Origin of the sequence: Rouxiella badensis, from assembly GCF_002093665.1 — a bacterium.
GTDB classification, from domain to species: Bacteria; Pseudomonadota; Gammaproteobacteria; order Enterobacterales; family Enterobacteriaceae; genus Rouxiella; species Rouxiella badensis.
The window spans coordinates 94788-117812 of sequence record NZ_MRWE01000010.1; the positions used below are offsets into that span (position 1 = coordinate 94788).

Annotated in this window: 17 protein-coding genes; 13 read left to right on the forward strand and 4 right to left on the reverse strand. The window is 53.4% G+C overall.

All coding sequences use genetic code 11. The features are described 5' to 3' along the window. The first annotated feature begins 11 nt into the window (after positions 1 to 11). The 9 genes from araA (at position 12) to nth (ending at position 8621) form a co-directional block, all read left to right on the forward strand. On the forward strand, positions 12 to 1517 hold the full coding sequence (araA, locus tag BS640_RS08080) for an L-arabinose isomerase (protein WP_017490632.1): 1506 nt from the start codon (positions 12 to 14) through the stop codon (positions 1515 to 1517). 327 nt (positions 1518 to 1844) lie between these two features. Further along, a complete protein-coding gene (locus BS640_RS08085) occupies positions 1845 to 2285 on the forward strand; it encodes a DUF2569 domain-containing protein (RefSeq protein WP_017490633.1) in 441 nt (146 codons plus the stop codon). A gap of 72 nt (positions 2286 to 2357) precedes the next feature. Further along, positions 2358 to 2939, forward strand: coding sequence for an electron transport complex subunit RsxA (gene rsxA, locus BS640_RS08090; RefSeq protein ID WP_017490634.1), 582 nt, complete (start codon positions 2358 to 2360; stop codon positions 2937 to 2939). After that, positions 2939 to 3505: an electron transport complex subunit RsxB gene (gene rsxB / locus BS640_RS08095; protein WP_017490635.1), complete on the forward strand. Its 567-nt coding sequence runs from the start codon at positions 2939 to 2941 to the stop codon at positions 3503 to 3505. The genes rsxA and rsxB overlap by 1 nt, the downstream gene beginning before the upstream one ends. Position 3506: 1 nt before the next feature. Then, a complete protein-coding gene (rsxC, locus tag BS640_RS08100; protein ID WP_017490636.1) occupies positions 3507 to 5603 on the forward strand; it encodes an electron transport complex subunit RsxC in 2097 nt (698 codons plus the stop codon). Next, complete coding sequence (gene rsxD, locus BS640_RS08105) at positions 5604 to 6656, forward strand: electron transport complex subunit RsxD (protein ID WP_026110365.1); 1053 nt, start codon at positions 5604 to 5606, stop codon at positions 6654 to 6656. Positions 6657 to 6665: 9 nt separating this feature from the next. Next, positions 6666 to 7298 carry an electron transport complex subunit RsxG gene (rsxG, locus tag BS640_RS08110; protein WP_017490638.1) on the forward strand — a complete coding sequence of 211 codons (633 nt, stop codon included), beginning with the start codon at positions 6666 to 6668 and terminating at the stop codon, positions 7296 to 7298. Further along, positions 7291 to 7983: an electron transport complex subunit E gene (locus BS640_RS08115; RefSeq protein ID WP_084912339.1), complete on the forward strand. Its 693-nt coding sequence runs from the start codon at positions 7291 to 7293 to the stop codon at positions 7981 to 7983. Before rsxG ends, BS640_RS08115 begins: the two co-directional genes overlap by 8 nt. Beyond that, positions 7983 to 8621, forward strand: coding sequence for an endonuclease III (gene nth / locus BS640_RS08120; protein WP_017490640.1), 639 nt, complete (start codon positions 7983 to 7985; stop codon positions 8619 to 8621). The genes BS640_RS08115 and nth overlap by 1 nt, the downstream gene beginning before the upstream one ends. 77 nt (positions 8622 to 8698) lie before the next feature. Here the strand turns inward: nth and BS640_RS08125 are convergent, their stop codons facing one another. Both BS640_RS08125 and BS640_RS08130 read right to left on the reverse strand, forming a co-directional pair. Then, complete coding sequence (locus BS640_RS08125) at positions 8699 to 9199, reverse strand: YjjA family protein (protein ID WP_084912340.1); 501 nt, start codon at positions 9197 to 9199, stop codon at positions 8699 to 8701. 124 nt (positions 9200 to 9323) lie between these two features. Further along, positions 9324 to 10244: a LysR family transcriptional regulator gene (locus tag BS640_RS08130; RefSeq protein WP_017490642.1), complete on the reverse strand. Its 921-nt coding sequence runs from the start codon at positions 10242 to 10244 to the stop codon at positions 9324 to 9326. A 361-nt stretch (positions 10245 to 10605) separates the two neighbouring features. Between BS640_RS08130 and BS640_RS08135 the strand changes: the two genes are divergently transcribed. After that, entirely contained in the window at positions 10606 to 10833 is a 228-nt protein-coding gene (locus BS640_RS08135; RefSeq protein ID WP_017490643.1) for a YgdI/YgdR family lipoprotein, read from the forward strand. Between the two features lie 377 nt (positions 10834 to 11210). Further along, positions 11211 to 11621: a hypothetical protein gene (locus tag BS640_RS08140; RefSeq protein WP_017490644.1), complete on the forward strand. Its 411-nt coding sequence runs from the start codon at positions 11211 to 11213 to the stop codon at positions 11619 to 11621. Positions 11622 to 11701: 80 nt separating this feature from the next. On the opposite strand, the gene dacD is transcribed toward BS640_RS08140, so the two are convergent. After that, the gene (gene dacD / locus BS640_RS08145) at positions 11702 to 12871 is read right to left on the reverse strand and encodes a serine-type D-Ala-D-Ala carboxypeptidase DacD (protein ID WP_017490645.1); all 1170 of its coding nucleotides are present in this window, start codon (positions 12869 to 12871) and stop codon (positions 11702 to 11704) included. Between the two features lie 323 nt (positions 12872 to 13194). On the opposite strand from dacD, the gene BS640_RS08150 reads away from it, so the two are divergent. Then, on the forward strand, positions 13195 to 15501 hold the full coding sequence (locus tag BS640_RS08150; protein ID WP_084912341.1) for an FdhF/YdeP family oxidoreductase: 2307 nt from the start codon (positions 13195 to 13197) through the stop codon (positions 15499 to 15501). Positions 15502 to 15551: 50 nt separating this feature from the next. Here the strand turns inward: BS640_RS08150 and BS640_RS08155 are convergent, their stop codons facing one another. After that, complete coding sequence (locus BS640_RS08155) at positions 15552 to 20675, reverse strand: hypothetical protein (protein ID WP_084912342.1); 5124 nt, start codon at positions 20673 to 20675, stop codon at positions 15552 to 15554. Positions 20676 to 20919: 244 nt separating this feature from the next. Here BS640_RS08155 and BS640_RS08160 point away from each other — a divergent pair, with 244 nt between their 5' ends. Continuing rightward, positions 20920 to 22857 carry an exoribonuclease II gene (locus BS640_RS08160; RefSeq protein ID WP_084912343.1) on the forward strand — a complete coding sequence of 646 codons (1938 nt, stop codon included), beginning with the start codon at positions 20920 to 20922 and terminating at the stop codon, positions 22855 to 22857. Positions 22858 to 23025 lie beyond the last annotated feature (168 nt).

Sequence of the window (23025 nt, forward strand, 5' to 3'; positions counted from 1 at the left end):
GAGTATGAAGAATGGACGTATTTAAGCAGCTCGAAGTGTGGTTTGTGATAGGCAGTCAGCATCTTTACGGTGCCGAAACGCTGCGGCAGGTGAAAGAAAATGCCGAAAAAGTGGTGAATGGCCTGAACGCCTCCGCCGGTCTTCCGGTCAAGCTGGTGCTGAAACCGCTGGCCACCACCCCGGATGAAATTACCGCCGTCTGCCGCGACGCTAACTACAGCAACGACTGTATTGGGATTATCACCTGGCTGCATACCTTCTCACCGGCCAAGATGTGGATAGCCGGGCTGAGTATTCTGCACAAACCGCTGATGCAGTTTCATACCCAGTTCAACGCCACCATCCCGTGGGACTCGATGGACATGGACTTTATGAACCTTAACCAGACGGCGCACGGCGGCCGCGAGTTTGGTTTTATCGGTGCGCGGATGCGTCAACAGCATTCTGTGGTGACCGGCCATTGGGAGGATACGGAAAGCCATCGCCGCATCGCACAGTGGATGCGCGTCGCAGCGGCCAAGAATGAGAGCCAGCACCTCAAGGTGGCGCGTTTTGGCGACAACATGCGCCAGGTCGCGGTAACCGAGGGTGACAAGGTCGCCGCTCAGATGAAGTTTGGCTATACCGTGAGCGCCTACGGGATAGGCGATTTGGTTAGCGTGATTGATGAGGTTAGCCGGGGCGACGTCGATACCTTGATTGAAGAGTATGAATCAAGCTATCAACTTACCGACGCCGTGAAGCTCAATGGTCCAAAACGCGAGAACCTGATTGATGCCGCCCGCATTGAGCTCGGCATGACCCGCTTCCTCGAGCAAGGAGACTTCAAGGCCTTTACGACCAATTTCGAAAACCTGTATGGCATTAAACAGCTGCCGGGGCTGGCGGTGCAACGATTGATGCAAAAAGGCTATGGCTTTGGCGGCGAGGGAGACTGGAAAACCGCCGCCCTGCTGCGCATCATGAAAGTCATGGCCAGCGGACTCAAAGGCGGCACTTCCTTTATGGAGGACTACACCTATAACTTCGAGACCGGCAATGATTTAGTGGTCGGCTCGCATATGCTGGAGGTCTGTCCGTCGATAGCCAGCGCCCAGCAGCCCATTGTCGATGCGCAGTTCCTGGGTATCGGCGGCAAGGCAGACCCTGCACGGCTGATTTTCTCGACTCCGGCCGGTCCTGCGGTCAACGCCAGCGTTATCGACATGGGTGACCGTTTCCGCCTGCTGGTCAATCTGGTGGACACCATCGAGCAGCCGAAACCGTTGCCGAAACTGCCGGTGGCGCGCGCTATCTGGAAGGCTCAGCCCTCGCTAGCTACGGCGGCGGAGGCGTGGATCCTCGGCGGCGGTGCACATCATACGGTGTTCTCACAGGCGCTGGACGTTGACTATCTGCGACTCTATGCCGAGCTATACAACATCGAGCTGCTTGTTATTGATAACGACACCACGCTGCCTGACTTTAAAAATCAGCTGCGCTGGAACGAGGTTTACTACAAACTTTGCGCTAACTGAGCGCTTTTCCCTCCCTTTAAATAAGGTTAATAGACAGGCAGACTCATTGACTCTGCCTGTCTTTCCCGTCGCTCAAAATGGGCTAACGCGCAAAGCTTTATTCTTGCCTTCCTCAATTGAACAAATCACCAGCACTATTCTCATTTTTAAGGCAAAAAGTGATATTTTTTACGCTGTTGCGCAGCAATCACATGAATACGATAGAGACGAACACTTTCTAGCGTTAAGCTATCGCGCCTTGAATGTCTAAATCCGCCTTTTGTTGCAGCGGTATTAACTACTGCCTCAGGCTGGATTGTCGTCAACACGATTGGAATAAGGTTTCATATGTCTCTTAATTCTGGCTATCAGCGTATTGGCGGCTGGTTATTGGCCCCGATGGCTTACCTGATTGTCAATTTGATGAGTGTGGTCCTGATGCTGCTGCTTTATTCAATGGCCGTGTTTGAGCCCGAGTCGCGCAAGTATTTAATCACCCACTCTCAGGCGTTTACCCTACAGTGGTATTTCTCGGTGGTGACGACGCTGGCAATGGGAGCATTTACCCTCAGCGTGCTGTGGTCGTTCTGCAGAAGAATGAAATCGCTGCCAAGACTTTATATTCTCTGGCTGCTCTTTACCGTCCTGTTGGCTATCAAGACCTTTGCCTTTTCGCCAATCAGCGACAATCTGGCGGTGCGAAATTTACTGATACCGCTTCTCGCGGCGGCGCTGTTGGTACCCTATTTCAAACGTTCTCGCCGCGTTAAAGAGACGTTTACGCAGTAAATTAGCCTTCGGGTAACGGGTTCGAAAATTTAAACGTATTCAACTATTTTCTGGCAATTTTTAGGCACTATCATGACATCATACTTATTACTGTTTATTGGTACCATGCTGGTAAACAACTTCGTACTGGTCAAGTTTCTTGGGCTCTGTCCATTTATGGGCGTCTCCAAAAAACTGGAATCTGCTATTGGCATGGGGTTAGCCACCACCTTCGTCATTACGCTGTCCAATATTTGCTCATGGATTGTGAATACCTTTATCTTGATGCCCCTGGGCCTGGTATACCTGCGCACCATGGCGTTTATTCTGGTTATCGCCGTTGTCGTGCAGTTCACCGAAATGGTGGTGCGTAAAACCAGCCCGTCGCTTTACCGCCTGCTGGGTATCTTCCTGCCGCTTATTACCACCAACTGTGCTGTGCTTGGCGTGGCGCTGCTGAACATCAACCAGCAGCTCAACTTTATGCAGTCGGCACTTTATGGCTTCGCCGCCTCGCTCGGTTTCTCGCTGGTCATGGTGCTGTTTGCTGGTATTCGTGAACGTCTGGTGGTTGCCGACGTGCCCGCCCCCTTCCGGGGTTCTTCTATCGCATTGGTCACCGCCGGCCTCATGTCTCTGGCCTTTATGGGCTTTACCGGGCTGGTGAAATTCTAATGTTCGAATTATGGGTTGCTATTGGTTCACTCAGCGCACTGGCGCTGGTGTTTGGTTTGCTGCTGGGCTACGCCTCTCGCCGTTTTGCGGTGGAGGGAAACCCGGTTGTCGATCAGATTGACGATATCCTGCCACAGAGCCAGTGCGCGCAGTGTGGTTACCCCGGCTGTAAGCCTTATGCCGAGGCGGTCGCCAACGGCGATAAAATTAATAAATGCGTGCCGGGCGGCGAACCGGTCATGCTGAAACTTGCCACGTTGCTCAACGTCGATCCTCAGCCGATGGACGGTGACGTCGTTGAAGCCGTGCCCGTACGTAAGGTCGCCTACATTGACGAAAGCAACTGCATCGGTTGCACCAAGTGTATTCAGGCCTGTCCGGTAGACGCCATTGTGGGTGCGACGCGTGCTGTTCATACCGTCGTTTCTGACCTGTGTACCGGCTGCGACCTCTGCGTCGCCCCCTGCCCGACCGACTGCATTGAAATGCTGCCGATTAAAACCACCACCGCAAACTGGAAATGGGATATGAACACCATTCCTGTGCAAATTATTCATGCGGAGTAACATGTTCAATCTGTTTTCTGCGCTCAAGAAAGAGAAGATCTGGGACTTTGACGGCGGGATCCATCCGCCTGAAATGAAGACCCAGTCCAGCCTGGTTCCGCTGCGCCGGATGCCGCTTCCTGAGCGTTTCATCATTCCTTTACAGCAGCACCTCGGGCCGGAAGGCGAACTGTGCGTGAAGCCTGGCGACAGAGTCAGTAAAGGCCAGCCACTGACCACCGGACGCGGGCGTACCGTGCCCGTTCATGCGCCGACCTCCGGCATGATTCGCGCCATTGAGCCGCACATCACCGCTCACCCTTCGGGTCTGAAAGAGCTGTGCGTGATGATCGACGCCGACGGTGAAGACCGCTGGTGCGAGCGTGAGGCGGTTGCCGATTACACCCAACTCAGTGCTGACGAGCTTAATCAGCTTATTCATCAGGCCGGTATTGCCGGTCTGGGTGGTGCAGGCTTTCCAACGGCAAGCAAAATCCAGGGAAGCCTGAAACACACCAAAACGCTGATTCTGAATGCCGCCGAGTGTGAGCCTTATATCACCGCCGATGACCGCCTGATGCAGGAACACGCTGACGAAATTCTTCAGGGCACGCGTATTCTCTGCCATATGCTGCACCCAGAACAGGTGCTGATTGGCATTGAGGACAATAAGCCGGAAGCCATTGCCGCGCTGAAAGCCGCCATCAAGCATGAAAACCATCCAGGCGTGAAGATTGAGCTGCGCGTAGTGCCGACCAAATATCCTTCGGGCGGGGCCAAGCAGTTGACGCGTATTCTGACCGGCCGTGAGGTGCCAAAGGGCAAGCACTCTTCTGCCATTGGCGTATTGATGCAGAACGTAGGCACCATTTTTGCCATTAAACGCGCCATTATCGACGCTGAGCCGTTGATTGAGCGCGTGGTCACCCTGACCGGTGAATCGGTCAAGAAACCGGGCAACGTCTGGGCGCGACTCGGCACCCCGGTGGCCGAGCTGCTGCGCGAGGCTGAGTTTGTTCCGCAGAACAAGCAAAAAATGGTCATCATGGGCGGTCCGTTGATGGGCTTTACCTTGCCGTCATTGGATGTGCCGATCGTCAAAATCAGTAACTGCCTTCTTGCCCCTTCAGAGAGTGAGATGGGGGCGCCCGAGCCGGAAGAAGCCTGTATTCGCTGCAGCCTGTGCGCAGAATCCTGTCCGGCTGGCCTGCTGCCGCAGCAGCTGTACTGGTTCAGCCGCGGTGAAGAACACGAGAAAGCGCGCAATCACAACCTGTTCGACTGTATAGAATGCGGCGCCTGCGCCTATGTTTGCCCGAGTAACATTCCGCTGGTGCAGTACTACCGCCAGGAAAAGGCCGAAATACGCGCCCTCGATCTCGAAGCCAGTCGTGCCGCCGAGGCCAAGGCTCGCTTTGAGGCCAAACAGGCGCGAATGGAACGCGAAAAACTGGCCCGTGAAGAGAAGCACAAGAAGTCTGAGGTCAAACTGAGTGCGGAAGAAACCGCCGCACTGAAACCTCGCGTCAGCGCAGCGGCAAACGTTCAGGAACCGGTGGCCGAGAGTGAAACCCCAGCCGCGGATTCGCGTCAGGCGGCTCTGGCCGCCGCTATCGCGCGGGCTAAGGCGAAGAAAACCGCCTTAGCCGAGGCTGTCGAAGACGTGCCGGTATCCAATGAGCCTGTCACTCCGCCCGCTGATATGCCGGTAGAAGGTGACAGCCGCAAGGCCGCCGTTGCGGCAGCTATTGCGCGCGCCAAAGCCAAGAAAGCGGCGGCACAGGCCGAGTCTCAGCCTGCCGTCGCAGAGCCTGTTTCGGTCGAGCCCGCGCCAGAAACCGTCGCCAGTGAAATCGTTGAGGCATCGCCGGAAGACAAACGCAAGGCCGCCGTCGCCGCCGCCATTGCGCGCGCCAGGGCGAAAAAAGCCGTCGCAGCGGGTGATACACCGGCCGAGGAACCGGCGCCAGAAGTTGTTGCATCAGAAATATCACAAGAAGTATCACAACCAGAAAGCGATCCGAGAAAAGCTGCCGTGGCAGCCGCGATCGCTCGAGTAAAGGCCCGTAAAGCCGCTCAAGCTCAGACGTTGTCGAGCGAAATGTCGAACGAGGAATAGATGGCCTTTAGAATCGCGAGTTCTCCTTTTACCCATAATCGGCAGAGCACTAGCTCAATAATGCTGATGGTCGTGCTGGCCTGTATTCCAGGGATTTTGGCACAGGTCTGGTTCTTTGGTTACGGGACGCTGGTGCAGATTGCCCTGGCTATCCTGATTGCCGTATTGGCCGAAGGGGCAATATTACAGCTTCGCAAACAGCCGGTTGCCAAGCGCCTTGGCGATAACTCCGCCCTGCTCACCGCCATTCTGCTCGGCGTCAGCCTGCCGCCGCTGGCCCCCTGGTGGATGGTGGTTATCGGTACGGTGTTTGCCATCATCATCGCCAAACAGCTGTATGGCGGTCTGGGGCAAAACCCGTTTAACCCGGCGATGGTCGGTTACGTTGTGCTGCTCATCTCCTTCCCGGTTCAAATGACCACCTGGCTGCCGCCGGAGAGCCTGCAGGCGCATCCGGTCGGTCTGGTCGATACGCTGTTAACCATTTTTAGCGGCCATGACTCGCAAAACATGACCGCCTATCAGCTGCAAATGAACGTTGACGGTATTACGCAGGCCACCCCGCTAGACGGTTTCAAAACCGGTCTGCGCGCCGGCCACACCGCTAAGCAGGTGCTCGACGAGCCGATGTTCAGCGGAATTCTGGCCGGTCTGGGCTGGCAGTGGATAAACCTGGGCTTCCTGCTTGGCGGTCTGTTCCTGATGTGGCGGAAAATCATTAGCTGGCACATCCCGGTCAGCATGCTGGTGATGCTGACCTTCTGCGGGACGCTCGCCTGGCTGCTGGCACCGGGAAGCTACTCGCCGCCGATGATTGGCCTTTTCTCCGGTGCCACCATGCTCGGCGCGTTCTTCATCGCCACCGACCCGGTTACCGCGTCAACCACCCCGCGTGGTCGTCTGATCTTTGGTGCCCTGATTGGCCTGCTTATCTGGCTGATCCGCGCCTACGGCGGTTATCCTGATGGCGTTGCCTTTGCGGTTCTGCTGGCAAATATTACGGTCCCACTGATTGACCATTACACCCAACCACGTGTCTACGGCCATCGCTGAGGAAGAGTTATGTTAGAAACAATGCGTCGCTATGGCCTGACACTTGCGTTCTTTGGTGTGCTGATGACCGGCATGACCGCGCTGGTTAACCTGCTGACCAAGCCGACCATCGAACATCAGGCCCTGTTACAGCAAAAAGGCCTGTTCGATCAGGTTATTCCGTCCAGCGTGTACGATAACAACATGCAGCAAGAGTGTTACAACGTCACCAGTGATTCACTGGGTACCGAGACACCTCACCGCATGTATCTGGCGCGTAAAGACGGTCAACCCGTTGCCGCCGTGGTCGAGACCACGGCACCTGACGGCTATTCGGGTGCGATTCAACTATTGGTTGCCGCCGATTTTCATGGCAAGGTATACGGTACCCGCGTTCTTGAACAACATGAAACGCCGGGACTCGGTGACAAGATTGAAGTGCGAATTTCGGACTGGATCAAAAGCTTTGCTAATCAGACTGTTAACGGCGCTAATGACGTGCGCTGGGCGGTTAAGAAAGACGGCGGCATGTTTGATCAATTCACCGGTGCGACTATCACACCGCGGGCCGTGGTCCGCTCTGTAAAACGTACCGCACTCTTTATTGAAACTGTGCCTGCGCAGCTTTCCCACCTCACCCCTTGTGGAGCACGTGATGAGTGAAGCAAAAACACTAATCGTTAACGGGTTGTGGAAAAACAACTCCGCCCTCGTTCAATTACTTGGTCTCTGCCCGCTGTTGGCAGTGACCTCGACGGCAACCAACGCCCTGGGTCTCGGTCTGGCGACGACCATGGTGCTGACCTGCACCAATGCCATGATCTCGGCCTTCCGCCGCTGGGTGCCGAACGAGATCCGTATCCCTATTTACGTCCTGATCATCGCCTCGGTGGTCAGTACCGTGCAGATGCTGATCAACGCCTATGCTTTTGGGCTTTATCAGGCGCTGGGGATTTTTATCCCGCTTATCGTGACCAACTGTATCGTGGTCGGCCGTGCCGAGGCGGTTGCCGCCAACAGCCCAGTACACCTTGCGGCGCTCGACGGCATGATGACCGGGCTCGGTGCGACCGGTGCGATGTTCGTGCTCGGTTCGCTGCGTGAAATTCTGGGTTCAGGCATTCTGTTTAACGGCGCAGACCTGCTATTGGGGAGCTGGGCCAAAGTGCTGCGCGTGCAGGTTATTCACCTCGATAACCCCTTCCTGCTGGCGATGCTGCCACCGGGCGCGTTCATCGGTCTCGGCATGCTGCTGGCCGGTAAATACTTGATAGACCAACGGATGAAAGCCCGTGCCGCAGCGCGCGCTGCGCATACTTTACCGCAAGGGAACACTGAGAAAGCCTGATGAACAAGGAAAAACGCATCAGTATTCTTGAGCGTTTGCGCGATAATAATCCGCATCCGACTACCGAGCTGGTTTACACCACGCCTTTCGAACTGTTGATTGCCGTGTTGCTCTCCGCCCAGGCCACCGACGTGAGCGTGAACAAGGCGACCGCAAAGCTTTATCCGGTCGCCAACACCCCGCAGGCTATCTTGGAACTAGGCGTTGACGGCCTGAAAGAGTACATCAAGACGATTGGCCTGTTTAATTCCAAAGCCGAGAACGTCATCAAGACCTGCCGTATTCTGCTCGACAAGCACGCCGGTGAGGTACCTGAAAACCGTGAAGCGCTCGAGGCTCTGCCGGGCGTGGGCCGTAAAACTGCCAACGTGGTGCTTAATACCGCCTTCGGTTGGCCGACTATCGCCGTTGATACGCATATTTTCCGCGTCTGTAATCGCACGCGTTTTGCGCCGGGTGACACGGTTGAAAAAGTTGAGGAGAAACTGCTGAAGGTGGTGCCTGCCGAATTCAAGCTCGACTGTCACCATTGGTTTATCCTGCACGGCCGCTATACCTGCATCGCGCGCAAGCCACGCTGCGGGTCCTGCCTGATTGAAGACCTCTGCGAAAGCAAAGAGAAGGTTTATCCCGAATAAGGGCCTGTCAATACCGCCGGGGTTAAGCTCTGTTTGAAGCCGCTATTATAGATATAATTTAATAGCGGCGCAGAGGGTTACAGGAAGGATTTCGCCTGTTTGAGGACCACGTTACAGGCCTTGGTTTTCACCTTTTCTTTCAGTTGAGTGAATCCCCCGCCGCCGAGGTTATTCAGATCCAGATTTTGACCGTTACCGGTATGCAAAATACCGCTTAGCCCATCCTGATAATCGACCTTTTGTGTCGCCGTACTGTTCTCAATCCCCAACTTATTCATCAATTTGTCTTTAACCGATGTGGCATTGGTTGCCGAGAGCACGTTATTTTGCACACAGTATTGCAGGATACCGGCCGCGTTGGTGCTGCTTTTCGAGGTCAGGTTATTTCCGCTGCCGTTCAATAAAGAGGTCAGCTGGCTCATCGAGGTGCCGTTCGCGGGCGTGCTGTTGCCGCTTCCGCTCAGTTGCTGATTCGCTGCATCCGACAGAGACCCGAGAAGGCTATTGGCCTGTGCGCCTCCGGCAATCAGAAGTCCGCTGGCTGCCAGGGCCAAAATACTGCTACGAAATGCTTTCATCATTTGCTCCATCCATTTTGCGATTACAGATTCGTTTTATGTTGATCAACATAAGCTTGTCGCGAATGACGACGCATCGCAATAGGAATACGTCGGATAATGGCCCAGGGCAGAAAAGTTAAATTTATCTGCTGACGTTCGCGTTACCTTGTTGAGCCAGCCAGCGGCTTGCGGCACCAAAAAAGTGCTGGGCCAACGGCGTTGCCCTTCCCGCCTCGGCAACCACCAGCGCGGCGTGGCGACTCATTGGCGCGATATCCAGCGAGCAGCGCTTGAGTGCTGGCGTCATCTCGTCAATCAAGTGACCTCTTGGCACCAGCGCACACCCCAGTCCGACAAAGACTCCCTGCATAAGCTGGAAGATAGAACTGCTTTCCAGAATCGGATGCAGCTCCAGTCCGTTGGTGCGGAAATAGTTATCCAGATAGCGGCGGAAATAGCGGCTTGGCTCTGACAGACACAGCGGCAGCTCCGCAACCTGCTGCACGCTCAGCTGGGTGAGCGGGCTAAGCTGCGGGAAGTGATCGGGATGATAAACCAGGTCTACACCGCCGTCGTGCAGAGGAAACAGCTGGAAACGCAGTTCGTTGAGGGTCGAAAACTCGAAGAAACCGATGCCAATATCCACCGAATGGCTGCTGAGTGCCTCGATCAGTTGATCGGCGCTGACCTCAGAGACCCGATACTCAAGTCCGGAATGCTCCTGGCCTATTCCCTTCAGCAGCGCCGCTAGCGACAGGCTGCACTGCGGCATCACGCCGATGCGCAGCGTACCGCTCAGGCCCTGCTTCAACGAGGCGACCTCAAGCTTGAGGCCTTCATAGACCGAGACAATCTCACGTGCCCAGCTCAGCACCCGCAAGCCTTCGGCGGTAAAGCCCTCGAAGTTGTTGCCACGGTTAATTAAATTGAGATCGAGCTCTTTCTCGAGATTCTTCAGCCGCATCGACAGGGTCGGCTGACTGACAAAACTCGCCTCGGCGGCGCGGCCGAAATGTTTTTCGCGCTCAAGATTACACAAATAGATAAGTTGCTTAATGTCCAAAGGCTTTATTTTCAGTAAGTTAATTGGGAGGCGCTGCGGTCATTAAGAATTTATATACTTGTAGAAGTACTGATTCGAAAAAACCGACCACAGGAATCTTTTATGTTCTTCGCACTATAGCGTTAATCATAGCGGAGGCGGTTAACAGGGTCACTCCCCCCTAACGACCGATTTACACTGTTTCGATGCCAGAAACAGTTTTTATGGCTCAATGCGCATTTTATCGACCTTTATAACTCACTTTGTGATGTGGGTAGGCAAACTTTTATCTCTCTTTATTCTTAACGGTCTAGAATTGAATTACCCACCCACTCAAGAGAAACAATGAGTGGACGTTGATAGCTGACAAAAGGAAATTCAGATGAAAAAGGTTATTGTTATTTCAATCGCCGCTTTACTATCTGCCGTTGCTCTGACTGGATGCACACGCACGAGCTATGCAATCCATACCAATGACGCCCGCACTATTATCAGTGACGGTAAACCTGTTGAAGCCAGTACCGGGTTGATCGGATATACCGATGCCTGGGGCACCAAACAGCAGATAAATAAGGCCGACGTGAAAGAAATCTCCGCGCTGCCTAATTAATTGCGCAATCTCAATGGCACCGTGGAAATAGCCCAGGGTGCCTTTTTTATTGACGCTCGCTGAGTGATGGCCAAAGCGCAGAGTTATAAACCTCGTCATTACCGCCATTGCCACAATTCCGGTCGATATCCATCCTGGTCGCTGACGCCTTTTCCTGCCACAAACTGCCCCATTAAGAGATGACGCAATTTTACGCGCTTCTTGCGCTGCTATTCGCAGCGGACAAATGTTCAATAACAACCCTGATTCTATAATCTGTCAAAATTTAACCAATGGGCCTGAAATCAGGACATTTTGAGTTGATAAGTATGTTCTCAATCTTTACTTAATCTAACAATCGCGTAAAGTTTGATTATTCTTTCTAAAAAGTGCTTGATATGACTCCAAACTTAAGGCGTTTTGTTTGCAGCACAACGGTATTATTTTTTGCGTCGCTCCCGGCTGTGTACGCCAGCGATGCGCTTGATAATGCGATTGTCGTTCCGCAGGGAGAGCAACGGGCTGCTACGTCCTCGCCTACCATAGCCGATATCTATCGCCAGTGTAAAAATGGCGCAACCTACGATGGAACCAAGGCTCAAGAGGGGCAGCGTCTCATCTGCAACGGTTTTATGATGGCGGCAGTTCAGTCGGCGACGAACAACGGAAACGGCACGTGCCCTGCCGTCACCTATCGACAGATTTTGGATAAGGTGAATCACAAAATTAGCGGCGTAGAACAGTGGCAGCAGCCTGCATTACCTTGGCTGGTCGCGGCATTAAAGGACGTCGGTTGTAAAGACCACTGATATAAAGCGAGGATGGCGTAACAACCTGCCCGTGAGGACAGATTGTTACGCGGTGAGTCAATCACTGACTCGGCGTGAAACTAGATTTTCAGTTTGATGTAATCGATAGCGCGGCTAACAATGCCACCCTTCGGCAAGTCTTCGAGCGCAACCAGTGGCACAGTTTTAATCACTTTACCGTTATCCACAATATTAATGGTTCCCACGTCCTGACCTTTGGTCAGCGGTGCATCAATCTGCTGATTGTTCAAGACGTACTGCGCCTTCACTTTTTCACTGTCTGCCTGCGGAATGTTCAGGTATACGTCGTCAAGGCTACCCACCTTAATCTGCGGTTTATCACCGAACCACACCTTCTCGGTCGAAACGCTCTGGCCCGCTTTGAATACCTGCATGCTGGTAAATTCACGGAAGCCCCAGGTCAGCAGCTTACGCGCCTGCTCTTCACGACCTTTTGAGCTTTTGCCTCCCATTACCACCGCAATCAGACGGCGATTGCCTTCTGTCGCAGACGCGATAATGTTGAAGCCCGCCGTTTCGGTGTGACCGGTCTTCAGACCATCAACGTTGAGATTTTTATCCCACAGCAGGCCGTTACGGTTGTTCTGAGTAATGTTGTCATAGGTAAGCGTCTTCTCGTCATACATATGATATTCCTCAGGCTCACCGCCGATAATCGCGCGCGAAAGCTTAGCAAGGTCGTATGACGTGGTGTACTGACCTGGCGCATCCAGACCGTGTACGGTCTCGAAGTGTGAGTTAGTCAGGCCGAGTTTTTGTACGTACTGGTTCATCATGCCAACGAATGCGTCCTGGCTACCGGCAACATAGTCAGCCATGGCCACGCAGGCGTCGTTACCAGAATCGATGATAATGCCCTGAATTAGGTTACGCACGGTCACGCGGTCGCCAGGTTTGAGGAACATCAGTGAAGAACCGGCCAGCACTTTGTTGCCTGCGACCCAGGCTTCCTGAGGCACAGTCACCACGTCATCCATGGTGATTTTATGCTGATCCAGCGCACGGTCGATGACATATCCTGTCATCAATTTTGTCAGGCTGGCAGGGTTGCGGCGCTCGTCAGGATTTCCGGAAGCCAGTACATCGCCGGTAGCGTAATCCATAAGAACATAAGAAGCAGCATCAATGCTGGGTGGCACTACCTGAAAATCGATCGGTGCTACGGCCCACGCATTGCTAGCAGAAACACAGATTACACCGGACAAAATACTCAATACTAAACGCTTCACTTAATCATCCTCAAACGCACTTTTGAAGTCAGCCGAAACCCAGTCATTGGGAAAGCCGCACAAGGTTAAAACAACCCATTGGCGGCATAGGGTGCATCAATTCACGCAGAAGCTAAACAACAAGACTTTTGCTGAAAGTTTCACAATGAAACCATTTGCTTACAATTTCCAAATTTTGGGCCGTCATCAATGCGCTCTATCCCACAATTACAACATTCAATTAGACGTAAAGCATTATCCCTAATAAAGTTGTGACATAAAATTAACATTCCAGATAAATCTCTTTTAACAGATTAACCCACACACACCTGCGAAGACCTAAAATGAAATTCAAATCCGAGATAAAACCTTATACCGGCGCGGCGGGCGGTTGGGGTTCATTGGAAGCTACCACCCGTTACGTTTTCGACAGTAAAAAAGTGCTTTCCAACCTGCGTAACCTGATGCGTGTTAATAAAGGTCGTGGATTCGACTGCCCAGGCTGTGCCTGGGGCGACGATAACCACAGCACCTTCAGCTTCTGCGAAAACGGCGCCAAGGCGGTAAGCTGGGAAGCCACCCGTAAAGCGGTAGAGCCTGAGTTTTTCGCACAGCACAGCGTGGCAAAACTGCGTGAGCAAAGCGACTATTTCCTTGAATATCAAGGTCGCCTCACCCACCCGATGCGCTACAACCGCACCACCGACCGCTATGAGCCTATTTCGTGGGATGCCGCCTTCTCCCTGATTGCCAGCCACCTTAAGGGGCTCGAGGATCCTAATCAGGCTGATTTCTACACCTCCGGTCGCGCCAGCAACGAAGCTTCTTACCTGTATCAGGTATTTGGTCGTATGTTCGGCACCAACAACTTCCCTGACTGCTCCAATATGTGTCACGAAGCAAGCGGTGTCGGCCTCAAGCAGAGCATCGGCGTCGGTAAAGGCACGATTCGTCTGGACGATTTCGACAAGGCGGATGCGATTTTCGTTTTCGGCCAGAACCCGGGCACCAACCATCCACGTATGCTGCACAGCCTGCGTCACGCCGCCGATCGCGGTGCCAAGGTCGTGAGTTTTAACACTCTGCGCGAGCGCGGGCTGGAACGTTTTGCCGATCCGCAGAAACCGCTCGAAGTCGTGACCCCCAAAGCGGGCCGCATCAGCTCTGCCTATTACCAGCCGAATCTCGGCGGTGACATGGCCGCGATTCGCGGTATGGTCAAGGTATTGCTACAAGAACACCGCCAGCGTATTGCCTCCGGCGAAGCTTCATTATTTGACGAAGACTTCATCGAGAAAAACTGCCACGGCGTGGATGAATACCTGGATATCGTCGATCAGACTACCTGGGAGCAAATTACCCACCAGTCTGGCCTGACAGAGTTCGAGATCCGCGAAGCCGCCAACATCTATATGAAGGCTGAACGGGTGATTTGTACCTGGGCGATGGGTGTTACACAGCACAAACACTCCGTGCCGACGGTGCGCGAAATCACCAACCTACAGTTGCTGTTCGGCCAGCTGGGCAAACCGGGCGCTGGCCTGTGTCCGGTTCGTGGTCACAGTAACGTGCAGGGCAACCGCACCATGGGCATTGACGAGAAAGCGCCAAAACCGCTGCTCGACAGCCTTGAGCGTCATTTCAAATTTACCCCACCGCGTGAGCCTGGCCACAACACCGTTGAGGCACTCGAGGCGATGCTGCGCGGCGAAGTCAAAGTGCTTATCGCGCTGGGTGGCAATCTGGCCGCTGCGGCGCCGGATACGCCACGCACCGAGCAGGCGCTGAGCAACTGTGATTTAACGGTTCAGATAAGCACAAAGCTGAACCGAAGCCACCTGACACCTGGCCGCGAAGCACTGATTCTCCCCACTCTGGGGCGCACAGAGCTGGACATGCAGGCCACCGGTTCACAGTTTATCACCGTTGAGGACTCGTTCAGCATGGTCCACGCTTCTGAAGGCGTCGGCGTGCCGTTGTCGAGCGAACAGCGCTCTGAAACCGCGATTGTCTGTGGTATCGCCGACGCGGTGCTCGGTAAACGTTATCTGGACTGGATGGCGCTCGCGGATGATTACAACCTGATCCGTGACCACATCGAAGCGACTATCCCAGGCTTTAAGGACTTCAACAAACGCTGCGACATCAAGGGGGGATTCTACCTGGGTAACGCTGCCGCAGAATTGACCTTCAATACCCCAACCGGGAAGGCCAACTTCAGCGCCGCACCGCTGCCGGAGCGCGTGATCCCGATGGAAAATGACGACGCGCCGTTTACGTTGCAAACGCTGCGTTCGCACGACCAGTACAACACCACTATTTACGGCCTCGATGACCGTTATCGCGGCGTTTATGGTCAGCGCGAAGTGTTGTTCATCCACCCTCAGGACCTGGCTGACTTAGGCCTGGAAGACGGTGAGCTGGTTGAAATTGAAACGCTGTGGAATGACGGCATTGAGAGAAAGGTAAGCGGTTTCAAGCTGGTCAGCTACGACATCCCACGCGGGAATCTGGCGGCCTATTACCCTGAAACCAATCCGCTGGTGCCGCTGTCGAGCTTCGGCGATCAGACTCATACCCCAACCTCTAAATCGATTCCTGTGGCTATCCGTCGCTGTGAGGCGGTGGCCGATACGCGTCGTATTGCCTGATTGACTGTTTGGCAGGGTGCATTTCTTGCGCCCTGCCTTCCCATTAATGGCTACGGCCAGGCGATAAGATTTCCAAAACGCACATCGCGATACACGTCCAACTCATTGCGCGCCTCTGCGGGCCAGTCGACCGGATAACCGATGATCGCGTTGTCGGTTTTATCGTCCAGCGCTGCCAGCAGCGTTTTACGCTGGCTGCCGTAGGCATCAATCATCAACACCTCGGCCGCTTGGGTGAGGGTCTCCTCGACGCCATAACGCTGCGCAATGCGGCGAATAAATTCATCCGTCTGCGCCAGATACACCGCGTCACGCCGGTAAATAGCGTAATACAGTTCAATGTTTTGCCGTTCTTCTCCCTGTAATGCCGTGTTTGCCCGACAATAACCGGCAATCTCTCTGCGCAGCATCTTATTACCGCGCAGCAGCGGCTGACTTTTCAGGTAGACGTGCAGCCGACCGGCCAATACCGCCATCAGGGACACGCGCTCGACCTGTCCGTTACTGGAAAACTCGAAGGTTAAGGCTTCCCAATCCTTTCGCGCCAAACCGTAACGCAGCAGCCGACTGGTGAAAAAAAGCGCCGCCGGTAAGGTGTAGTAAGGCGTGACCGCCGACTTGACTATCCCGATACCTAAGCCAGACTGACGATTTTGCGCGATGCAGGATGCTCGCTCCCCCAGTCGCTGTTCGGGCGTGGCGTGCAGGTATTGATGTAGCATCAGTGCCACATCCGCGGGAATATTCTCCGGCAACAGCGTAATGAAAGGCCTGGCTTTCTCCGTCGGTATGACTCTCTCACAGAGTTCGGTAAATTTGCCGCTCCATACGCGAAAAGGCTGAAAATCTATCTGCGTAATCTCAAGGTCCGCCAGCTCAACCTTTTTTCTGGTAAACAGATATTCCCGTAACTGTGCATAGTCGGCATTAAGATACTGTTGCTCACCCAGCCGTAAATATTGCAGAGCATGAACGCGATTATATTCCCGCACATAGTCTGCCACTCTGGCATGGCGATATTCCTCAAGCGCCTGCTGCAACTGTCGGTTTATTAATGCCGGATAACGGATAACTGCCGGGGTATTTTTGTACTTCACCAGCGCGTCGGCGAGTCGGATATATTCCTGCCTCTTGCCGGGGCCTTTTAAACAGGAGACGCAACTCACCGGGACGTCATCAAGGACATAATCGAGCCCGTACCTATAGGTTAGTAAAGCGAGAAAGTTTTCCGGCTCAAGGGAAAGCGTTTTGAAATAAAGCCTGGAGGGCAGGCTCAGGCTATTATCGGTCGACTGCGTCAGCGACATTGCCCGCATTGGCTCCCTCGGTAAAGGTAGCCCGAGGAGTAAAATGTCCATAACACTTTGATTAAATTCATATGCCAGCGCCGAAACCGAGGCATAGCGCCGGGTGTTAATTCTCTCCTCGACGGGCAACGGCACCACCCCTTGGCGAATGACCTCGCGGGTCTCCTCCTCACTGAGCGGGATGCTGCGCTCGATAAGCCGAGGCTGGTCGTGACGCCCCTCTCCGCTACTGATATTCATCGCCAACTGCATCTTGATTTTATCGATGAATTTCAATTGGAAATCGACGACGTTAGTGTCCTGATAGCCCCCGTGTTTATCTTCGTTATACCACGCCAGAATAGAGGCTTTAATGACTTCCAGCGTCGCCACCATCAACAGCGAATACGCGAAGGCTTTAGCACCGACTTTTCGGGTTATCATACCTGGAATATTGGCCAGAAAAATGTTGGAAAGCTCTTCGACAATAGCCAAGGTTGCCTGTATTGATTGCCGCTGATGTTCTCTTCTTCTATCCACCACAATATCCAGAAATCGCCTAATGTCATCTTCAAAGGCAAGAGGCTCGCCGTCGTCAGAATATATAAGTTGAGAGTTCAGGCTGACTCTGCCGCTAAAAGAGGAAAAGGTGCTCGCAAGGTCACCCATGCTGGCTGAGATTTCCAATGAATTAATCGGCAGAGTGAAAGAGTCTGAAGTGTGTAAGACGATAGGTCGCGCGCTGCCGAAATAATAGACCGGTTGCTCGGCCGTAGCATAGGTGGAAAATGACTCGATGCTCGAACCGTGCAGCCGGGCAATAGTATGCATCGCCGCAGAGGTGTCTTTGGCGGTGAATATTTCGGTGGGTACTTCGCTAGAGAGAGTTATTCCACGTGCCGGAGACATAAATAACGTCCGTGAAGAAGACAGCGTGTCGGTGGCTTCGGAAAACAGATCCTGTGGCCGAAATGAGAAGAGACTTTTAACGGTTTTCGTCAGCTCGACGCCCTTCTTTGCCACCAGGGAGAGCGTGGGCGCCTCAAAGCTACACACGATATTTTTTTCAACGTTATCATAAGATGGGGAGCGGAACCCGTCGTAACATCCCCACAGCGGGATAAACGACGCCAGAGAGATATCTCTTGCCCAGTCCTCCATACGGGTCAAAAAGGTGCTGCCAATCAGCTTGTTCTTACGGGCGCTGCTAAAGGCAATGCGGTCGACAAAACAGGTCGCTGCCTCAGAGAAATCATCATCGACAATAAAGCTACCCAGCTCGCTGAACGAAAGATCGAGACCACCGTCAATCTGCTCAAACTCATATCCCGTCTTCTCGAGAAAGGCGCTTTTAATATCCCCTTCCTTGAAGAACTTTTTATTATTCAGCATATCGGCGCGGGCCTCGCTTTCATTTGGCCCCAGGAAAGAGCACGAACCGGAGTCATCGATAAAAAACAGGTATTTACTGGTATTGAACTCAAAGGAAACTACGCCCCCCTGAAAAAGATTATTATTGCTCAGGCTGCGAGCAGCCCCCTTTATCCAGCAGTTGAGAATGATAATTTGAATACCGACTTTTACCTGTCCTTTTCGTGACTGATTAAACCAGTTATCGATAATAAACCTCAGCGTTAATTCAACCGACGAAATCAGTGAGTCACGAATAATGTTTATCCGGTCATTCTTGGCAAGCGTATTGTCGTCTTTATAAAAGGCATAAATTTGTTCGACCACCACGTGACTGCTCAGCTTCAGCGCCTGGGTTCGCTGCTTGTCTATCAGGTGAAATGTAGACAGTAGCTCGATAACCCGCTCGAGGTTGTTTTCACTGAGTCGCTCATGCAGCAAGTCCTGCGCCATCAGCTGGACAACAAAACTCAGCGGAGGGTGGGTCAGCATAGACCTGAACTTTTTCCTGTCGGCGGGTGTAACGGAAACGTCGGTAATGAGATAAATAAATTCATTACATCGCTCCAGCGGCTTACCCCTTTTTTCCTGCGGAAAATATTGCTCAATCAGCAGACCCAACATCAACTTCCAGCCGCGCATTTCATGAGTGTGATAGGCCTTGTTTTTTAACAGGTGAAAGGGGAAGGCCAGGATTGCTATTATATCAGCAAGACGTTTATCGATATAATCACTGCCGGATTTTATTTTTATAAAACGTTTTAGTTCAAAACTTAGCGCGGCATCAATATAACCAAAGCGTTTAAGTAAATAATAGAGTTCACCACCGTCCTGTTCATCGAAAATATTTTCTATTTTCAAAAGATGGAAAATATAATTTATATAACCGTTTACCGCCCACGTGCGCGATTGATTGCGCATATCCAGATTGGCGCAGGCATAAAAGCGTTGCACCGGCACGGGCATTATTTGCTCTTTATCGCTGCACAACCAGGCAACGGTAACATCGTCGAGCATCGCTTTGACCAAATCGATGAGGGTGAAATCGGTCGAATCGGCGATAAAAAGCGGCTTATATCGCCGGGTAATATCGTCGTAAACATACTCATTAGGGAAAATACGCTCGATATTGGGCGTATTATTCTTTGCCCGATCGCTCGGGTCAGGAGGTAAAGGCACGCTATTTATTGCCCTCGGAGCCCTGTTGCCGGTGTGCCAGCGGTGAGGAACATAATCAGCCTGCGGCTGAGCGTATACCCTGCCTATGATGCTCATCCGGCGTTCAATGCGCTGGATACCACGAGTCAGGGTGGCCATTATCGAATCAACGGTCAAAGACTGCGCGTCAAACGCGGGACGGGCTGGTGAAACGCCGGTCGCCACCGGCGCAGAGAGGTCCAAAAACCACGCTCCCGCCGTGTCCAGGGTCACGCCCAGCCTTCCGGTGGTCATTGCCAGCGCAATCTGTCGTTGCTGAGGCCATACGCGAGCATAACCCGCCACTCCTGCCGTCACAAAACCCACCGCCGAACCGTTCTCGGACGGCGCATTGACGCAGTACCCTCCCGGCGTTGCCCGATAATGTCCGCAAAAAAAGGCGCTAGACTGTGGGGCAATCTCATAGCGCCCTATCGCCGACGGCGGCCCGTAGCAAGGAGCCATTCCGGGTAGGCGATATCCCGGCAGGGTTTCGGCATCAGGCGTCAGAGGCGCGGCCTGTTGCTGCGCGTGGCGGGTATCCTTTTGCCACCCGGTCCGGTCAGCTGTATCAGGAAACGCCAGCCGCAAAGGGTTGCAGGTCATAATATGGTAGAGCGCAGTCCCCAAACCGTTGATCAGCGCGTTGGCCTGTTTAAGCATCGGAATCAGGGCGAAAACGGCCATTTCCGGCGTGATATAGCGGCCGGTAAGGCGTGATGAAAGGAACAGCAGCAGCGGCCTTTCACATTGCGCGGCGATTTCGTTCGCTGTTACCCCTCTTAATGCACCGGCCTGCGCAAGCGCCCTGCTAAGTTGCCTTAAAACCTGCCTGTTGAACTCAACTGGGATACCTGCCGCAGAAAGCCCTGCAAATGACAGAAAGTAGGCCATCTGTTTCGAAAACTCGCTGTCCTCTATTTCTGGAGGCGGGAAAGGTGCGGGTTGATAAAGCGCATTAAGCAGTTGCAAATTTTCAGCTGTCCGCAGCGCGTGATCCGCTTTGACGACGTCAATAAAAGGTGCAAAACAAGGACCCTGAAGCAAAGGTTGAGAAGCGCGGCTCAGCAACGTTTCAACCATCGCGTTCAGCCTGCCGCTCAGCGGCTCAACCCGAGACTGATAGCCGACAATAAAAGATTGGGAAAGCAGCGCCACCGGCGCGTTTCTGATACGGTCAATAAACTGTGTGAAGCCGTTGTAGGTTTTCAACAAACTCAAAACGGGAGTAGTCGGTTGACCCACGGCCTGAATCGCGTCCTTCTGAGCATCAACTGGCATCGCACCCCCCTTTAATGAGAATGAAGGTTCCCGGCCATTGTGGGGTGATTTTTAAACGAATGAAGTATTCGCTGCTATAACATTCCGCTCAACGTTTAATTATCAGCCAGCAAAATAGCCACAGACGGCTTTTCATCTGCTTTAATAACGTCAAAATAGGCAGATGCCGCTTGCCCACGATGGCCGATTCGCGTAAAACTGTCTGCCGCTAATCGAACCACTCTAACCTCATTCTCTGGACGATATGTTTCAAGATAACCCGCTGCTCGCACAGCTAAAACAGCAACTTCACTCTCAGACTCCGCGCGTTGAAGGCATCGTAAAAGGAACTGAGAAAGGCTTTGGCTTTCTTGAAGTAGACGGTCAAAAGAGCTATTTCATCCCACCTCCATACATGAAAAAAGTCATGCATGGCGACCGGGTTATTGCTTCCGTTCAAACAGAAAAAGAGCGTGAAATCGTTCAACCTGAAACGCTGGTAGAACCTTTCCTCAGCCGTTTTGTGGGCCGCGTGATCAAAAAAGACGATCGTCTTTCGATCATGCCGGACCATCCGCTGCTGCGCGACGCCATTCCATGCCGCACCGGCCGTAACTTCAATCATGAAGTTAACGAAGGTGACTGGTGCGTGGCAGAAATGCGCCGTCACCCGCTGAAAGAAGGCGATCGTGGCTTCCAGGCCGAACTGACCGAGTGGATAACCACCGGTGAAGACGACCTGGCCCCGTGGTGGGTTACCCTGGCACGTCATAACCTCGAGCGCGAAGCGCCAGAATTTGATGTGACTGAACTGTTGGAACAAGGCCTGACGCGTGAAGACCTGACCGCCCTGCCGTTTGTTACCATCGACAGCGCCAGCACCAAGGACATGGACGATGCCCTCTACGTTAAAGATAACGGCGACGGCACACTACAACTGAATATCGCCATTGCGGACCCAACGGCCTACGTGACCGAGGGCAGCGACGCCGACAATCTGGCTCGCAAACGCGCGTTCACCAACTACCTGCCGGGCTTCAACATTCCAATGTTGCCGCGTGAACTGTCCGACAACCTGTGCTCACTGCTGCCAAATGAACGTCGCCCGGTGCTGGCGTGTAGCGTGACCTTGTCTGCCGACGGCGCACTGGGTGACGATATTCGCTTCTACGCTGCGTGGATCGAATCAAACGCCAAACTGGTTTATGACGAAGTTTCCGACTGGCTCGAAGACGTTGGCGAATGGCAGCCACAGAATGAGACCATCGCCCAGCAGATTCGTCTGTTAAAGCGCGTGTGTGACGTTCGCTCCGCATGGCGTACCGCTAACGCGCTGGTGTTTAAAGACCGTCCAGACTTCCGCTTCGTGCTGGGTGAGAAAGGCAACGTGCTGGAAATCATCGCCGAGCACCGCCGCATCGCTAACCGCATCGTTGAAGAGTGCATGATTGCTGCCAACGTCTGTGCCGCTATTGCGCTACGCGACAACCTCGGTTTCGGCGTTTACAACGTGCACAACGGTTTCGACCCGCTGCTGGTTGAGAACGCGGTTGCCGTGCTACAGGCCAACGACGTTGAGGCAGACGGCCCAACGCTGCTGACGCTGCCTGGCTTCTGCGACCTGCGCCGCAAGCTTGATGCGATGCCAACGCAGTTCCTCGACAGCCGCATTCGTCGTTTCCAGACCTTTGCTGAAATCAGCACCGTGCCTGGTCCGCACTTCGGCCTGGGCCTTGAGGCTTACGCCACCTGGACATCGCCAATCCGTAAATACGGCGATATGGTTAACCACCGCCTGCTGAAAGCGATGATTACCCAGCAGACCGCCGAGAAGCCACAGGACGAAATGACCGTTCAACTGGCAGAACGCCGCCGTCTGGGTCGTATGGCCGAGCGCGACGTGGGTGACTGGCTGTACGCCCGTTACCTGGAAGACAAAGTCGGAACCGACACAAAATTTAGCGCCGAGATTATCGACGTCACCCGGGGTGGCCTGCGCGTTCGCCTTCAGGACATCGGCGCCGTTGCCTTCATTCCTGCGCCATTCCTGCACGCCGTTCGCGACGAGCTGGTGTGCAGCCAGGATACCGGCACCGTGCTTATCAAAGGTGAAGTTGCCTATCGTCAGAGCGACATTATCGATGTCAACATCGCTGAAGTTCGTATGGAAAACCGCAACGTGATCGCTAAACCTGCCGCCTAACGGCTTGCTGCATCACGCAAAAACCTGTCGGTATTTATCGGCAGGTTTTTTTTCGCCTAATCGTTGACGATCAATGCGCAAGGATTGGCATGGGGCGCTCGGCCGGAGTAAAGTGTCAGCCAGCAATTCAAACAAATGATTATCATTATCAATTATTATTTGTCATGA

Excerpts from the sequence above, each read along its gene's own strand:
- araA (WP_017490632.1), top strand. The coding sequence starts at position 12 with ATGGACGTATTTAAGCAGCTCGAAGTGTGGTTTGTGATAGGCAGTCAG.
- rsxB (WP_017490635.1), top strand. The coding sequence starts at position 2,939 with ATGTTCGAATTATGGGTTGCTATTGGTTCACTCAGCGCACTGGCGCTG.
- BS640_RS08125 (WP_084912340.1), bottom strand. The coding sequence starts at position 9,199 with ATGAAAGCATTTCGTAGCAGTATTTTGGCCCTGGCAGCCAGCGGACTT.
- rsxD (WP_026110365.1), top strand. The coding sequence starts at position 5,604 with ATGGCCTTTAGAATCGCGAGTTCTCCTTTTACCCATAATCGGCAGAGC.
- rsxG (WP_017490638.1), top strand. The coding sequence starts at position 6,666 with ATGTTAGAAACAATGCGTCGCTATGGCCTGACACTTGCGTTCTTTGGT.
- BS640_RS08140 (WP_017490644.1), top strand. The coding sequence starts at position 11,211 with ATGACTCCAAACTTAAGGCGTTTTGTTTGCAGCACAACGGTATTATTT.
- BS640_RS08115 (WP_084912339.1), top strand. The coding sequence starts at position 7,291 with ATGAGTGAAGCAAAAACACTAATCGTTAACGGGTTGTGGAAAAACAAC.
- BS640_RS08135 (WP_017490643.1), top strand. The coding sequence starts at position 10,606 with ATGAAAAAGGTTATTGTTATTTCAATCGCCGCTTTACTATCTGCCGTT.
- BS640_RS08085 (WP_017490633.1), top strand. The coding sequence starts at position 1,845 with ATGTCTCTTAATTCTGGCTATCAGCGTATTGGCGGCTGGTTATTGGCC.
- nth (WP_017490640.1), top strand. The coding sequence starts at position 7,983 with ATGAACAAGGAAAAACGCATCAGTATTCTTGAGCGTTTGCGCGATAAT.
- BS640_RS08160 (WP_084912343.1), top strand. The coding sequence starts at position 20,920 with ATGTTTCAAGATAACCCGCTGCTCGCACAGCTAAAACAGCAACTTCAC.
- rsxC (WP_017490636.1), top strand. The coding sequence starts at position 3,507 with ATGTTCAATCTGTTTTCTGCGCTCAAGAAAGAGAAGATCTGGGACTTT.
- rsxA (WP_017490634.1), top strand. The coding sequence starts at position 2,358 with ATGACATCATACTTATTACTGTTTATTGGTACCATGCTGGTAAACAAC.
- BS640_RS08150 (WP_084912341.1), top strand. The coding sequence starts at position 13,195 with ATGAAATTCAAATCCGAGATAAAACCTTATACCGGCGCGGCGGGCGGT.
- BS640_RS08155 (WP_084912342.1), bottom strand. The coding sequence starts at position 20,675 with ATGCCAGTTGATGCTCAGAAGGACGCGATTCAGGCCGTGGGTCAACCG.